Raw genomic sequence first — 15,496 nt, forward strand, 5'->3', positions numbered from 1 at the left:
TCGCTGAGCATGATGTTGGCACGCGCCTCACATCAACTCAGGAGCTTCACGGATGACACTCGCGATGATGAACACACACAAAGCCTTTAAAGCACTGCAGTTGGCCGGCGTCAGCGACCAACAGGCCGAAGCCATGGTCGAGATCTTTACTGAGATGCAGCAGGATAATGCGTTATCTCGTGCTGATTTAATGAAGGCCGGAGAAGGAATTACAGGGAGCATTAAAGAACTGGATGTTCGACTTACCGGCGATATCAGAGAGCTGGATATTCGGCTTACTGGTGCGATTAAAGAACTGGATAAGCGGCTGAGTGGTGCGATTAAAGAGCTGGATGACCGGCTTAGTGCTGCTATTCGAGAACTAGAGGTTCGGCTTACTAATCTGGATGTTCGACTGAGTAGTGAGATTAAAGCAGTCGATGTTCGCCTGACCAGAGTCGAAGCTCGCCTTGATCGCATAGAAAAAGACATTGAAGTTATCAAAGCCGATGTCTCTGCCTTAAAAACTGATATGCGCTGGATTAAGCGTTTGCTAATGGTGATGACCACCACGATGGTCATTGCAGCGATCAAATACATTTTCTCTTAGATCTTGTGCTCCTGCGCCAGGAGTACAACCGACTGTACTCGCAGCGCGGCGCGATTCACATTCCCGCACACGCGCTGCCAGCAAACGCGCTCAGCGCCGCGTAATTTGAAGCGGCGCACACTTATCACGAAGTAAAACTACAACACTGCGCTCCAGATCATCAGACTGGAGTCCAGCATGTTGGAAATTACGCCTGTCCCCGCGCTGACGCGCGCCATCGCGATTCTCGACTTTATTGCCCAGCACGGACCGTGCAGCGCCGCCGAGATCATTGAAACGCTGGCGCTTCCTAAAAGCAGCGCCTACCTGCTGTTCGCTGAACTGAAAAAACAGCGTCTGATCACTATTGATCGCAACAACAACTATTGCCTGTGGACGCGGCTGGTGGAGTTTGCCGGTCACGCACTGCAGCGCATGGATATCCGCGATATTGCGCGTCCACCTCTGACACGTTTAATGCAGCAGACCAATCTGCTGTGCCACCTCGGCATCCTCGAGGGTGGTCACGCCTGTTACATCCTCAAACTCGAATCCGCCGCCACCATCAGCGTGCGCTCACACGAAGGCAAAAGCCTATCGCTCTATCGCTCGGGCATTGGCAAATGTCTGCTTGCCTGGCAGCAACCTGAAGAGCAGGAACGCATCATCAGCGGCCTGCGTTTTGTGGCGGTGACGCCAACCTCGCTGCGTAATGCCGACGCGCTGCGTACCGAGCTGGCACGCATTCGCCGTCAGGGCTGGAGCTTTGATAACGGTGAAGATTATCCCGATGTGCGCTGCGTCGCCGCGCCGATTTTCAATGCCCGCCAGCAGCTCGTCGCTGCCATTTCGCTGGTGGGCACCCGACTCGACATTGACGACGACAAACGCGATTACCTTGCTGGCCAGGCGATTGCCTGCGCCCGCGATATTTCCCGTCTGCTGGGCTGGCGTAGCCCGGCGGAAAAACACGCCTCGTAACCAGGAGAAGAGCATGTCCCTACCTAAAATTAAAACTGTCCGCGCCTACTTTGCCGGTGGCGCTACCGCGGATAAAGCAGCGGCTGGCGGCGATTATCACGATCAAGGTGCCAATCACTGGATTGACGACCACGTCGCCACGCCCATGAGCAAATACAAGCAGTATGAGCAGTCGCGTCAATCCTTTGGCATCAACGTGTTAGGCACGCTAATTGTCGAAGTCGAAGCCGATAACGGTCAAACCGGTTTTGCCATTACCACCGGCGGCGAAATGGGCTGCTTCATTGTGGAAAAGCATCTCAACCGCTTCCTTGAAGGACGCTGCGTCAGCGATATCAAACTGATTCACGACCAGATGATGAACGCCACCCTGTATTACGCCGGATCGGGCGGCCTGGTGATGAACACCATTTCATGTGTCGATTTGGCGTTGTGGGATCTGTTCGGCAAAGTCACCGATCTGCCGGTGTACAAACTGCTGGGCGGCGCGGTACGCGATGAACTGCAGTTTTACGCCACCGGCGCACGTCCGGATCTGGCGCAGCAGATGGGCTTTATCGGCGGCAAAATGGCGGTGCAGTGGGGACCGCACGATGGCGATGAAGGCATCCGTAAAGAGGTGGCGCGCATCGCTCACTATCGCGAAAGTTGCGGCCCGGATTTCTGGCTGATGCTTGATTGCTGGATGAGCCAGGACGTCAATTTCGCCACCAGGCTGGCTCACGCCTGCGCACCTTATAACGTCAAGTGGCTGGAAGAGTGTTTGCCGCCGCAGCAGTTCGAAGGATACGCCCAGTTGAAACAGCAAGCGCCGCAGGGCATGTTGATCACCAGCGGCGAACATCACGGCACGCTGCAATCATTCCGCACGCTGGCTGAAACCGGCATCGATATTTTGCAGCCTGATGTCGGCTGGTGCGGCGGCCTGACCACGCTGGTGGAAGTGGCGGCGCTGGCGAAATCACGCGGCCAACTGGTGGTGCCGCACGGCTCCTCGGTTTACTCGCATCACGCGGTGATCACCTTCACCAACAGCCCATTCAGTGAATTCCTGATGACCAGCCCGGATTGCAGCACGCTGCGCCCGCAGTTTGATCCGCTGCTGATCAACGAACCGGTGCCGGTTAACGGTCGCATGCACAAATCGGTGCTGGATAAACCGGGCTTCGGCGTGGAACTGAATCGCGATGGACTGAAGCGTCCTTATCAACACTAATCGCAGCGGCTGCGGCGACGCGTCGCAGCCCTGCGTGAGGGTTTACCATGGATAATCTGGTGTTAAGCGCGGTTAAAAAGAATCGCACACGTCTTATTCCTTTCATGTTGATGCTCTACGTGCTGGCGTTTCTCGATCGCGCCAACATTGGTTTCGCCAAAGAGGCATATCAACTCGATACCGGCCTGAGTAATGAAGCTTACGCGTTAGGGGCTGGGATCTTCTTTGTGGTGTACGCGCTGCTTGGCGTGCCGGCAAATTTGCTGATGCGACGCTTTGGCGCGCGCAGCTGGATTGGCGGCACCACGCTGCTGTGGGGATTACTTTCGGCGGCGATGGCATTTGCTGATACCGAAGCCAAATTCCTGCTGGTGCGTACCTTGCTCGGCGCCGCTGAGGCGGGTTTCTTCCCGGGCATGATTTATCTGACCTCGCTGTGGTTCCCGCAACAGCAGCGCGCTAGCGTCATGGGACTGTTCTACATGGGCGCGCCGCTGGCGTTGACGCTGGGTTCACCGCTCTCTGGCGCACTGCTGGAAATGCACGGCGTGCTAGGCCATCCCGGCTGGTTCTGGATGTTTATCATTGAAGGATTACTGGCGGTGGCAGCCGGCGTTTTCACTTTCAGCTATATCGACGACACACCGGCGAAAGCGCGTTTTCTCAGCGCCGAGGAGAAGCGGGCGCTGCAACGTCAGCTGGAGAGCGAAGAGCAGCAGAAGCCGACTTCACATCTGCGTGATGCGCTGCGCAATGGTCGCGTCTGGCAGCTCGCCATTATCTATATGACCATTCAGATAGCGGTTTATGGCCTGATTTTCTTCCTGCCTTCTCAGGTCGCAGCGTTGTTGGGCACCAAAGTCGGTTTCCTCGCCTCGCTGGTGGCGGCCATTCCGTGGGTGGCCGCGCTGTTTGGCACCTGGCTGATTCCGCGCTATTCCGACCGCAGCGGCGAGCGTCGCCGGGTCGCGGCGTTCACCTTGCTGGCTGCTGCCGTCGGGATTGGTTTGTCCGGATTGGTTTCGCCGCTGTTGGCCATCATTGCGCTTAGCGTCGCAGCGGTGGGTTTTATTGCCGTGCAGCCGGTGTTCTGGACCATGCCGACGCAGCTGCTTTCTGGCACTGCGCTGGCGGCGGGCATCGGCTTCGTCAATTTGTTTGGTGCTGTAGGTGGCTTCCTGGCGCCGCTGATTCGCGTAAATGCCGAAATGCACTTTAACAGCAGCGCTGCCGGATTGCTGGCGCTGGCGCTAATTGCCGCCATCGGTTCACTCATTATCCTCAGCCTGAAAGTGGAGCGTCAGTTGCCACACTCTCAGCAGCCAAGTCATTAAGTAAGGAGCAGCTATGCAGGATCCGTTAAATAATCCCTTCAAAGCCGGATTGGCGAAAGGCGAAACGCAGATTGGTTTGTGGCTGAGCAGCACATCGTCGTATCTGGCCGAAATTGCTGCCACCAGCGGCTACGACTGGTTATTGATAGATGGCGAACACGCCCCGAACACCGTACAGGATCTCTATCATCAATTGCAGGCCGTTGCGCCTTATCGCAGCCAGCCGGTGATACGGCCAATCGAATTCCAGACCGCACTGATTAAGCAGGTGCTGGATATCGGTGCGCGCACCTTGCTGGTGCCGATGATCGATACCGCTGAGCAGGCACAGGCGCTGGTGAAGGCGACGCGCTATCCGCCTTACGGCACGCGCGGCGTCGGCGCAGGCGTGGCGCGGGCGGCACGTTGGGGGCGCGTGGAAAATTATATGGCGCGCGCCAATGAAGAGTTATGCCTGCTGATTCAGGCCGAAAGCAAAACGGCGATTGATAATCTCGATGCGTTGCTGGAGGTTGAGGGCGTTGACGGAATCTTTATTGGTCCGGCTGATTTGTCAGCCTCATTGGGCTATCCCGATAATGCCGGGCATCCTGAAGTGCAGAAAGTGATTGAGCAGAGTATCAAACGCATCCGCAGCGCAGGAAAAGCGGCCGGTTTTCTGGCGGTTAATCTGGAGATGGCGGAACGCGCTATTCATTGGGGAGCTAATTTCGTTGCCGTCGGTGTGGATACCATGCTGTATACCGATGCGCTGGATAATCGGCTCGCGCATTTTAAAAAGAGCGTAAATGCGCTGAATAAATCGAGTTACTAATTGAGAAACGGATGGTATGCCATCCGTTTCTATTCAATTAAAGCGTTCATGAATTGGAATGAAGAAGTCTGTTGGCGTCAAATGGCGCCAAAAAAGAGTCAATTATTTATCAACGCATCGCACAACCAATTCGCGGCATATATTTATCGTTACGTACCGCGGGCGTGATAATTGCTTTATTGCGTTCCGTGGCGTCAAATCCCGCCTGACGGCAAAGCACACAGGGATCGCTACTTTCACGCATTGCAAGTTTGGCTTCCTCATCCAGCTGGCGCTTACGGCAATAAAGAGGCGTGCAGCCCAGCACATGTTTAAATGAGCGCGTGAAAGATTGCTGGCTTTCAAAATGATATTTCACTGCCAGGCTGATAATTGGCACATTGCTGTCTTTTAAGTCATTAATGCAATGAGCCAGTTTCTTTTTTCGGATGTAGCGTGCCAGCGTCTCATTGTGATAGCGGGCGAACAGTTTCTGTAAATACCATTTCGAATAGCCAGACTTCAGTGCAATATCATCAATCGTTAAACGTTGATCCAGGTTAGCCATAATCCATTCGGTTACCGAATCAATTACCCCTTCATTATATTTTTGCTGTGTCATCATAGTCCTCCATTAACAGTGGCAGAGTGTAATTTAATTAATCTTTCCAATCTGCAATTAATGTAAAGTTTTCTGGTTATTTGGCTGTTTTAATATTTGTCATCAAGACCGGTCTTGGTTTTCGTGAATTTACAGGTTTTCTTGTTGTGATGATGTTGAGTATTTATCGTAATAACGGGCGTTATTATTAACTCAAATTTTTCATCGCTTCGTGGCGCTTAATAGTAAAAGGTGTGCTTTCTGGCGGCACACCTCATCAATACTTAACGCGGATTAACGTGCCACACTGAAGGTTTTCACTGTTGAGGAATCACCTAATGGGTTTTCGTTTCAAACCAAAACAGTCACTTGCCGTGATTCTGGCATCAGTGACATTAGGCGCTGTTGCTCCGGCGCTCGCCGCCAATGTGTATGGTGAACAGCTCGAAGGCTTTAGCTATCCCTATCCGCTGCAGCACTTTAACTTCTCCTCGCAGCAGCAAGCGCTGAGTATGGGTTATATGGATGTCAAACCTACGCAGCAGGCCAACGGTGAAACCGTGGTGTTGATGCACGGCAAGAACTTCTGTGGCGCAACCTGGGATGACACCATCAAAGCGCTGAGCCAGAAAGGTTATCGCGTCATCGCGCCAGATCAGATTGGCTTCTGCAGCTCAACTAAACCAGCTAACTATCAATACACCTTCCAGCAACTGGCACAGAACACCCATCAACTGTTGCAGCAACTGGGTATCGACAACGCCATTATGGTTGGGCACTCGACCGGCGGCATGCTGGCGACGCGTTATGCGCTGATGTATCCCAGACAAACGCAGAAGCTGGTGCTGGTCAATCCCATTGGTTTAGAAGACTGGAAAGCCAAAGGCGCGCCGTGGCGCTCGGTGGATCAGTGGTATCAGCGTGAACTCAAGCTGGATGCGGCGGGCATCAAGAAATATGAACAGCAGACATATTACAGCGGCCGGTGGAAGCCGGAGTATGACAAATGGGTTGATATGCTGGCTGGGCTAAACAGCGGGCCCGGCCACAAGAAAGTGGCGTGGAACTCGGCGCTCATCTACGACATGATTTTCACTCAGCCGGTGTATTACGAGTTTAAAGATCTACGCGTGCCGACCACGTTGATGATTGGCACCGCAGATACCACGGCGATTGGCAGTGATATCGCGCCGCCGGAAGTGAAAGCAAAACTCGGGCATTACAATGTATTGGGTAAGCAGGTGGCGCAACTGATTCCCGGCGCACGCTTAATCGAATTCCCGGGCATGGGGCACGCGCCGCAGATGGAAGAACCGCAGACGTTTAATCAGGCATTGATCACGGATTTAGTGGGGCATTAATTGCAGGGTCGCCATTCACGGCGACCAACAATCAACTCAACTTCTTTTTCCCGTTCTTAGCGGCGTACATCCGTTCGTCGCTACCTTCCAGCAGCTGTTCCAGCGATTGCGGATGATCGGGATCGAACTCAACAATGCCCGATGAGAAGTGCAAAGCGTAGCGGCGCTCCAGATTCTGGGTTTGCTGTTGCAGGAAACCATCAAAGCGCGCCAACACACCTTCGGCATCGGCTTGCTGCAAACCATTAAACAGCACCACAAATTCGTCGCCGCCCAAACGGGCAAAGATATCCGCATGGCGGAAACTCACCTTCATGGCGTTGGCAAAGTCCATTAATGCGCGGTCGCCTTCGCGATGACCGAGCGTATCGTTAATGGCTTTAAAGCGATCGAGATCGAGGAAAGTCAGGCTGGCCGGTAACTGCTTCAACTGGCACTCATTCAGCGCCAGCTGGCCGAGCGTCATAAAGCCACGGCGGTTGGTGATTTGCGTCAGTTCATCGGATGTTGCGGTCTGGAACGCCACCAGCTCCGCTTCCGCCATTGCGGCTAAATCACGCAATGTATGGATATCATCCGCATCGAACTGGCGCGCATGATGATCGATAATGCACAAGGTGCCGACTTTCGCACCAGCCGGCGTGCGCAATGGGCAACCGGCGTAGAAACGCACCGGATTTTCGGCATTTTTAACCAGTGGATTATCGAAGAAGCGCTCGTCATCAAGCGCGTTTTCTACCACCATCACATCATCCTGCAGCACGGCGTGGCCACAGAAAGAGGTATTGCGCGGTGCGGTGATATCGCTTGAACCCGCAGTGGATTTGAACCACTGATGGTCCTCTTCCAGCAGGCTGACCAGCGCAACGGGTACACCAAACAAACGACGGGCAAGGCGGGTTAAACGGTCGAAACGCTCTTCTGCTGGCGTGTGCAGAATGTTGAGCGCACGTAACTGGGCCAGACGATGTGACTCGTCCGCAGGCAGTGCAGGTGCTTTCATCGCGTTACTCTTATTAATTATGGAATTACAGAAACACTGGTGTTTAAGCCACAAAGGCTGAAAGCGCCTGGCAACGGTATGCGATGTCCGATGCCAGGCGTAACGATAATCAGAGCACTTTTTGCTCAGCGAGATCAAGGGCAAAATAGCTGAAAATGAGATCCGCGCCGGCACGTTTAATCGCGCCAAGGCTCTCCAGAACCACATTACGTTCGTCGATGGCACCCGCCTGCGCGGCGAATTTGATCATCGCGTACTCACCGCTCACCTGGTACGCAGCGAGCGGCAGCGTAGTGCGTTCGCGGATATCGCGCAGGATATCGAGGTAAGCGCCAGCTGGTTTTACCATCAGAGAATCTGCACCTTCCGCTTCATCAAGCAGCGACTCACGCAGCGCTTCACGGCGGTTCATCGGATTCATCTGGTAAGTCTTACGATCGCCTTTCAGCGCGGTGCCTGCGGCTTCACGGAACGGGCCGTAGAAGGAGGACGCGAACTTCGTCGAATAAGACATGATGGCGGTATCGGTGAAGCCGGCGGCGTCGAGCGCCTGGCGAATGGCTTTCACCTGGCCATCCATCGCGGCAGAAGGAGCGATAAAGTCTGCGCCGGCTTGTGCCGCAACCACGGCTTGCTTGCCGAGGTTGATCAGCGTTTGGTCGTTATCGACGCCGTGATCGCACAGCACGCCGCAATGGCCGTGGCTGGTATATTCGCAGAAGCAGGTATCAGACATCACGATCATTTCTGGCACGGTGTCTTTGCAGATACGTGACATACGCGCCACTAAACCGTTTTCATTCCAGGCATCGCTGCCGGTGGCGTCGGTGTGGTGGGAAATACCGAAGGTCATCACTGAACGAATGCCCGCTTTGGCAATACGTTCAATCTCATAAGCTAAACGTTTCTCGGGAATACGCACCACGCCCGGCATGGCGTTAATGGGCACATAATCGTCCACGCCTTCTTCAACGAAAATTGGTAGTGCCAAATCGTTGATGCTGAGGTGAGATTCCTGGAACATTTCGCGCATTGACGCGCTTTTGCGCAGCCTTCTTGGGCGCTGGATCAGATTAAATTCAGACATGCTCTACAACTTATGCAGGTTAAAAAAGTGGCAATAGTTTACCCCTTTTCGCGGCTGCGCATGAAGGATTGTGTGCGGAAACGAAAACTCCCGCCGGGCGGCGGGAGTAGGGAAGATTACTCGTTGATGTCCGGATGCTGCTGCACCAGGTTTTTACGTTTCGCCTCAAGCTTGGCGATCTCGTCATCAATATCTTCGATTTTCTGCTCGATGTTGTCGTGATGCTCCTGCAGGATCTCACGTGCTTCATCCATGTCCGACGCGGCTGGCGTGGCACCGCGCAGCGGCTTGTTGGCGGTCTCTTTCATGAAGATACCGGTAATCAAACCAATCACCGCGACAACCATCAGGTAGTAAGCCGGCATATACAGATTGTTGGTGGCTTCCACTAAATAAGCAGCGAATGTCGGCGTTAGACCGGCAATCAGCACCGAAATATTGAAGGCACTTGCCAATGCGCTGTAGCGAATGTGGGTTGGGAACATCGCAGGTAGCGAGGATGCCATTACACCGGTAAAGGCGTTTAAGATCACAGCCATCAGCAACAGACCGGCAAAAATCAGACCAAGCACGCCACTGTTAATCAGCATAAAGGCCGGAATCGCGAAGGCAAACAGGGCGATACTGCCGATGATGACAAATGGACGACGGCCAAAGCGGTCACTCAGCATGCCCATTACTGGCTGTACAAACAACATACCCATCATAATGGCGATGATGATCAACACGCCGTGATCTTCCGAGTAGTGCAGGTTATGTGACAGGTAACTCGGCATGTAGGTCAGCAGCATGTAATAGGTCACGTTGGTGGCGATCACCAGACCGATACAGGCCAACAGGCTTTTCCAGTGTTTGGTCGCGATCTCTTTAAACGACACTTTCGGGCCGTCGCGCAGACCTTCACGGTCGCCTTGTTCCAGCTTGTCAACGTGTTGCTGGAACGCCGGCGTTTCTTCCAGGGCATGACGCAGATACAAACCGATAATGCCGAGCGGCAGCGCAATAAAGAAAGGAATACGCCAGCCCCACTCGAGGAATTTCTCTTCACCGATAATGGTGGAGATTAGCACCACGACGCCCGCACCGAGCACAAAACCGGCGATGGAGCCGAAATCAAGCCAGCTGCCCATAAAGCCGCGCTTGCGGTCAGGCGAGTACTCGGCAACGAAGATCGATGCACCGGTATATTCACCGCCAACCGAGAAGCCCTGCGCCATTTTTGCCAACAGCAGCAGAATCGGTGCCCAAATACCAATTGAGGCATAGGACGGTATCAAGCCGATACAGAAGGTACTGATCGACATGATAACGATGGTAATAGAAAGGATTTTCTGGCGACCATATTTATCGCCCAACATGCCGAAGAACAAACCACCGAGTGGACGAATCAGGAACGGAACTGAGAACGTACCCAGTGCAGCAATCATCTGTACACTTGGAGAAGCATCCGGGAAGAACACCTTACCCAGCGCGTAAGCCACAAAGCCATAAACACCAAAATCAAACCATTCCATCGCGTTGCCCAGCGAAGCCGCGGTAATGGCTTTACGTAAACGGGAGTCATCGATAATGGTGACATCATCAATCCCGATAGGTTTTACACGCTTCCTACGTAGTTTCATGCAGATACCCTGTATTGGAATTCGAAAAATCCTCAACGCTGCGGACTCAAACAATGCCAACAGTCCGCGGCGTTGAGAAAATTAAAGCATAGCGGGGAAATAACGCTTTTTCCCTGCCCTGCCGGGCAATTATTAGGAAAGTAATGATTGCCAACCGCGACAGAGTATACCGATTTTGTGTGATATTTGTCATGTTCTCACCATTAACTGGCTATTTTTTAGCTAATGCTGTGGCCTGTTAGCGCTTAAAACGCGTCGAAAAAAGGCCACAATTTCACGCAGCGATTTGCAGTAAGCGTGCGCCATCTCGCGAAACTACATATACTTGCGTGAGTTGCTTTTTTGGAAATCAGGTTTCATATGGCGCGCTTTGTTTTATTTGCCAAAAGTCTCTGTTTTGATGCCGACCAACAGGTGTTTTATCCACTCAATTCTCCCGCTCAACGCGTGGCATTAAGTCCGCTGCAAAGCGCGGTATTACGTCGCGTGCTCAATGCCCAAGGCAAGCTGGTGCGTAATCAGGCATTGCATGTGCTGTTTCAGCGCGAACCTTCTGAGATCCCCTTTGCCGATCGCTTAACGTTGACCATTGCTGAGATCAATCGTCTGGCGCAGCAGGCGCACGCGCCAGGTGCATTGGTACATCAGGTGCCGCTGATTGGCTGCGTGCTGGCCGAGCAGGTCGATGTCGAATCCTTCAATGAGGTCGCTACGCCTGCTGCTGAAGCTGAAAAGCCGGTCACGGTGCAGCCCGAACCTGCTGTGAAAGCGGTCGCCGTGAAGAAAAAATCCTGGCTGTGGCGTGGCGTGCTGGCGGGATTATTACTGCTAAATGTGGCGCTGGCACTGATTATCCGTCAGGAGTTTGCGCCAACCGAACATGATGGCATGCAATTTAAATTTTATGGTCAGGAAGCGCAGACGCAGGTCTTTATCAATGAAAGACTTTCTGCCGATTCTTTTGTCGTTCAGGATGCTATGCGCCGATTCCGCGAGTTAAAACCGCGCCTGCCGGATGGCTCAGTCCCGCCGTTGCTGTACATCAACCGTTCACGCATTCGTGCCTTCAGCAGTGCTTTCCTTTGCCTCCAACCCATCGAGCAAAAGAATAATGAATGTATTTCATGGTTGATATCTAATCAGGAGCTACCTGATGCGTAAGTCATTACTCACATTGGTTGTTATTATTGCGTTCATTTTTCCCTGGGCGTGGGTTCTGTTGGTCCGCCCAACCGTTGTGGTACCCGAATGGTGTGATGTTCCCTATCGCATTGATAATGAAGGGAAGCCAACGGGTACGCTGGATGCGACGGTACGCACACGTTTTAAAGCGGATGGTAGCGGCGCATCAACGCTAATCGGCACGGTGACATTGCCGGATCGTCAATATCGTTTAAATCGCGTTTCTGTCAGTAGCTGGCATCGTCAGGGAGATTTTATGCTGGTGAATACCCGTAAAGTGCAGGCGATGGCCGATGATACGGTGCCCGAGCCACTCGCTGCGCAGATACTTTTCACCTCGGCGCGAGAATCCCACAGTGATTATTATCAGATGTATCAACTCCCCAATGGCGATCAAATAATCAATTATTCTGGTATGCCGCGGCTTTATTGCCATACCTGATTGATGCGCAAATAAATAAGAAAAATTTACCATTAAGCGAGGCGGTAACCTCTGCTTGCCAGCTCCAAAACATTGGGTAATACTCTGCCGCCGTGCTTTGGTGGAGTGTTCATGTCGAGGATAAACGCCCAGTCTTTTAAGAATCCCTGGCTGTCGATGAGCGACAGTGTAGAAAGCAATCTTATCAATCTTGTGCCTGCGGCACAGCGTACGACTGCCGTTTCCATTAGATCGGTGGCGTGGATTAACTGTGGCGAACGAACCGATGCGCAGCTGGCATTATTGGCGCAACAACCCGATGAACTGCTGCAGCGCCTGAAAAGCTGGCGTCAGGCCGGATTACTCTCCCGCCAGGCGACCGAGAGCTTGCGTCAGCTGCAACGGTTGACGCAAACCAGCATCGCATGTAACCAACCCATCACGCAGCTTGATGAATATCAGCAGTTGGTGGGGCAGTTAACGCCGACGCTGGAGCGCATTAATCAACGTCTCAATGCCCAGCGCGATGTGCCGAATGGCGCGCTGGCGGAAGACAGCCTTGAAGTGGCGCTGCGCATTGCGGAAAAACGGCGCGCAGGCCGTTCAGAGCAGCGAGCGCAGCGGCGCACCCGTTAACCATCCCTGAATATCTTCCACCGCCTGCGTGAAGTAGGTGCGATAATTGCTGTCGGCGACATAGCCGAGATGCGGCGTCGCCAGCACGTTCGGCAGCTGACGCAGCGGATGATCGGCGGGCAGCGGCTCCTGTTCAAACACATCTAATCCCGCACCGGCTAACTGACCCGATTGCAGCGCGGCGATCATCGCCTGTTGATCGACAATGCCGGCGCGCGATGTGTTAATCAGCAGCGCGCCGGGCTTCATCTGCGTCAGCGCCGCTGCATCAATTAAATGGCGTGAGCGCTCGCTCAATACCAGATGAATGGACACCACATCGCTGCTACTGAGCAGCGCAGCCAGCGATGGCGAACGTTCTGCGCCACACTCGGCGGCACGTTCGGCGGTTAAATTCTGGCTCCACGCACACACGCGCATCCCAAACGCCTGCGCCACTTTTGCCATCTCGCCGCCGATTTTACCCAATCCAAGTAATCCCAGCGTTTTGCCCTGCAGGCCCATGCCAACGGTGTGCTGCCACGCGCCGTTGCTGCGCAGCGCCTGATTCTCCGGCACGATATGGCGCGCCAATCCCAGCAACAATCCCCACGTCAGTTCCAGCGGTGCCGCGCTGCTGCTGGCGGTACCGCACACCGCGATATAGCGTTCCGCGCAGGCATGTAAATCGATGGAGGCATTACGCATGCCGGAAGTGACTACCATTTTCAGATTGGGCAAGCGGCCAATCAGCTCGGCGCTGAGCGGCGTGCGTTCGCGCATAACCACCAAAATATCGGCGTGCGCGATGCGCTTAACCAATTCATCCTGGTCGGCGAAATGTTCAGTCAGGGAAGTGGTGTGCACCAGCGGGGCGAGAGACGCCCAATCGGCAAGCGACTGGGCGACGTTCTGGTAGTCATCAAGAATGATGCAGTTCAGGCTCATAATGTTCCTCAACGAGAAGTGGCTTGTGCCCTTGCTCGCTGAGCCAGGCACGCAGCCGGTCATTATCCAGCGGACGGGCATAATAGTAGCCCTGAATAAATATCACACCACGCTGCCGCAGGTACTCAAATTGTGTTGCGGTCTCGACGCCTTCGCCCAGCACATCCAGTTCCAGCTTGTGGCACAGATTAATAATCGCATCCAGCACCGGCGTTTCCACGTCGAGGCCTTCAATGGCATTGATAAAGCCGCGATCGATTTTCAGGTAGTCCAGCGGGAAGGTGAGCAGGTAGGTCAGTGAACAGTGGCCGGTACCGAAATCATCAATCGCCACCTTCATGCCCTGCGCGCGCAAATGACGCAGTTTACACGCCACCTTTTCACCCTCTTCAATCAGGCTGCGTTCGGTCAGCTCCAGCGTGATGCACAGCTGTTTATCTTTGATGCGCTCAGCAAACAATTCAATATCGGCCACGAAATCGTCATGCTGCAGATGCTCCGCCGCCAGATTCAGCCCGAGGTGAAATCCGGGCTCGACCTGCCAGCTCTGAATATCTTCGGCCATCAACTCCAGCAGATGCTGCGTCAACGGCACAATCATCCCTTCGGCTTCAGCGGCGCTGATAAAGATATCCGGACGAATCATCACGCCGTTGGGCCGTTGCCAGCGCAGTAAGGCTTCAACACCGGCGCAGGCGTGCAAGGTATTGCTGTATACCGGCTGATAATGCACTGAGAACTGGCGGGCGCGGATAGCGCGACCAATTTCATCGTGCCAGGAAATACGACGACGCAGCCAATTGGCGGTGAGGATCATCAGCAAAATCGAGAAAATCGCCGCCATCGGCAGGAAGATGAACAGCGCCTGACGCCAGGCTTTGAGCAGCTCAGAAGCCGGAACGGTTACATTAACGGTGATGGGATAGCGGCTGGAGTCGGCCTGAAAAGATTCACTTTTCATATACAGCTTTGGCTGCATGTCAGCTGGTCCGCTGGCGATCACTGCGCCACCGCTAAATTGCAGGCTCATGTGGTAGCCACGCGATCCGCCGATGGCGTTCATGAAATCCATCAAATATTGGCCGTCGATGACCGCCCAAAAACCGCTGGTATCGGGAAGCTGACGCATAAACACCACCGCCGGACGATTCGGCACGCCAACCGTTCCGCGCACCGAGATGCTCCACCAGGCTTTGCCGGTAATCGGCGGCGGCTGCATCATCATCTCGGTCAGGGTGCCATGTCGCAGGCCAAAGGCGGACGAGCAAATGATGTCATTGCCTTTCAGCATACCAATGGATCGAAAATAGGGATTGAGCGTACCGGCGCGCTGCAGCTGATCTTCGATTTTGGCACAAGGCTGGTACTGATACTGGCGCATCTCAGTGATCATATTCCAGGCGTTGTCACTCATCTTTTCAGCCTGAGTAATCAAGGTATTGGCGGTTGAAATCTGCTGTTGGCTGACGGTGTGACGCGCTTCGATGGCCGTACAAAGGATGCCGAGCACCAACGGTAGCAACCCGGCACAAACGATTAAGACCCAATCAAAATCGTGATGTCGTTTTTTCAGTGGCACCAGACAATCCTCAGTCGGTTTAAGCTGCGCTTGCGGCGTCAGCAGCATACCATTTTCACAGGGCTGTGTAGGGTAGCGATTTAAGAATAAACCGGTCTGATACAGGTCAATGATCAATCTCACTTTGCGTTTAATGACATTGTTTTGCCGTTATTGGCATTTCCCAGCGGCAAAAACGCTATGCC

At 53.7% G+C, this 15,496-nt stretch carries 15 protein-coding genes; 9 read left to right on the top strand and 6 right to left on the bottom strand.

What is annotated here, in order from left to right:
- The first annotated feature begins 52 nt into the window (after positions 1-52).
- The 5 genes from K5Y33_RS21330 to yfaU all read left to right on the top strand — a co-directional run bounded on the left by K5Y33_RS21330 (position 53) and on the right by yfaU (position 4,913).
- Positions 53-589, top strand: a complete 537-nt coding sequence (locus K5Y33_RS21330; protein WP_192414773.1) for a DUF1640 domain-containing protein — start codon at positions 53-55, stop codon at positions 587-589.
- Between the two features lie 177 nt (positions 590-766).
- Positions 767-1,549 (top strand): IclR family transcriptional regulator, encoded by a 783-nt coding sequence (locus tag K5Y33_RS21335; protein ID WP_101762719.1) that lies wholly within the window; start codon positions 767-769, stop codon positions 1,547-1,549.
- A 13-nt stretch (positions 1,550-1,562) separates the two neighbouring features.
- The gene (rhmD, locus tag K5Y33_RS21340; protein ID WP_192414775.1) at positions 1,563-2,765 is read left to right on the top strand and encodes an L-rhamnonate dehydratase; all 1,203 of its coding nucleotides are present in this window, start codon (positions 1,563-1,565) and stop codon (positions 2,763-2,765) included.
- A 47-nt stretch (positions 2,766-2,812) separates the two neighbouring features.
- Entirely contained in the window at positions 2,813-4,099 is a 1,287-nt protein-coding gene (locus K5Y33_RS21345) for an MFS transporter (protein WP_222235059.1), read from the top strand.
- A gap of 13 nt (positions 4,100-4,112) precedes the next feature.
- Positions 4,113-4,913 carry a 2-keto-3-deoxy-L-rhamnonate aldolase gene (gene yfaU, locus K5Y33_RS21350; RefSeq protein ID WP_192414779.1) on the top strand — a complete coding sequence of 267 codons (801 nt, stop codon included), beginning with the start codon at positions 4,113-4,115 and terminating at the stop codon, positions 4,911-4,913.
- Between the two features lie 109 nt (positions 4,914-5,022).
- On the opposite strand, the gene K5Y33_RS21355 is transcribed toward yfaU, so the two are convergent.
- Complete coding sequence (locus K5Y33_RS21355) at positions 5,023-5,514, bottom strand: helix-turn-helix domain-containing protein (protein ID WP_222235108.1); 492 nt, start codon at positions 5,512-5,514, stop codon at positions 5,023-5,025.
- A 317-nt stretch (positions 5,515-5,831) separates the two neighbouring features.
- Here K5Y33_RS21355 and K5Y33_RS21360 point away from each other — a divergent pair, with 317 nt between their 5' ends.
- Positions 5,832-6,854: an alpha/beta fold hydrolase gene (locus tag K5Y33_RS21360; protein WP_222235060.1), complete on the top strand. Its 1,023-nt coding sequence runs from the start codon at positions 5,832-5,834 to the stop codon at positions 6,852-6,854.
- Between the two features lie 31 nt (positions 6,855-6,885).
- Here K5Y33_RS21360 and K5Y33_RS21365 read toward each other — a convergent pair whose 3' ends face one another.
- The 3 genes from K5Y33_RS21365 to proP all read right to left on the bottom strand — a co-directional run bounded on the left by K5Y33_RS21365 (position 6,886) and on the right by proP (position 10,566).
- A complete protein-coding gene (locus K5Y33_RS21365) occupies positions 6,886-7,857 on the bottom strand; it encodes a diguanylate cyclase (RefSeq protein WP_222235061.1) in 972 nt (323 codons plus the stop codon).
- Positions 7,858-7,966: 109 nt separating this feature from the next.
- Complete coding sequence (hemB, locus tag K5Y33_RS21370; protein ID WP_101762712.1) at positions 7,967-8,944, bottom strand: porphobilinogen synthase; 978 nt, start codon at positions 8,942-8,944, stop codon at positions 7,967-7,969.
- A gap of 116 nt (positions 8,945-9,060) precedes the next feature.
- Positions 9,061-10,566: a glycine betaine/L-proline transporter ProP gene (proP, locus tag K5Y33_RS21375; RefSeq protein ID WP_101762711.1), complete on the bottom strand. Its 1,506-nt coding sequence runs from the start codon at positions 10,564-10,566 to the stop codon at positions 9,061-9,063.
- A gap of 360 nt (positions 10,567-10,926) precedes the next feature.
- On the opposite strand from proP, the gene K5Y33_RS21380 reads away from it, so the two are divergent.
- The 3 genes from K5Y33_RS21380 (at position 10,927) to K5Y33_RS21390 (ending at position 12,805) form a co-directional block, all read left to right on the top strand.
- Positions 10,927-11,727, top strand: a complete 801-nt coding sequence (locus K5Y33_RS21380; RefSeq protein ID WP_217549880.1) for a hypothetical protein — start codon at positions 10,927-10,929, stop codon at positions 11,725-11,727.
- The gene (locus K5Y33_RS21385) at positions 11,720-12,190 is read left to right on the top strand and encodes a hypothetical protein (RefSeq protein ID WP_222235062.1); all 471 of its coding nucleotides are present in this window, start codon (positions 11,720-11,722) and stop codon (positions 12,188-12,190) included. Before K5Y33_RS21380 ends, K5Y33_RS21385 begins: the two co-directional genes overlap by 8 nt.
- A gap of 111 nt (positions 12,191-12,301) precedes the next feature.
- On the top strand, positions 12,302-12,805 hold the full coding sequence (locus K5Y33_RS21390; RefSeq protein ID WP_222235063.1) for a hypothetical protein: 504 nt from the start codon (positions 12,302-12,304) through the stop codon (positions 12,803-12,805).
- On the opposite strand, the gene K5Y33_RS21395 is transcribed toward K5Y33_RS21390, so the two are convergent.
- Entirely contained in the window at positions 12,773-13,732 is a 960-nt protein-coding gene (locus K5Y33_RS21395; RefSeq protein ID WP_217549884.1) for a D-2-hydroxyacid dehydrogenase family protein, read from the bottom strand. The genes K5Y33_RS21390 and K5Y33_RS21395 overlap by 33 nt on opposite strands.
- Positions 13,707-15,311, bottom strand: coding sequence for an EAL domain-containing protein (locus K5Y33_RS21400; RefSeq protein ID WP_222235064.1), 1,605 nt, complete (start codon positions 15,309-15,311; stop codon positions 13,707-13,709). Before K5Y33_RS21400 ends, K5Y33_RS21395 begins: the two co-directional genes overlap by 26 nt.
- Positions 15,312-15,496: the final 185 nt, after the last annotated feature.

The sequence above is a fragment of the Pantoea sp. DY-17 genome, from assembly GCF_019795975.1.
GTDB lineage: Bacteria > Pseudomonadota > Gammaproteobacteria > Enterobacterales > Enterobacteriaceae > Pantoea > Pantoea leporis.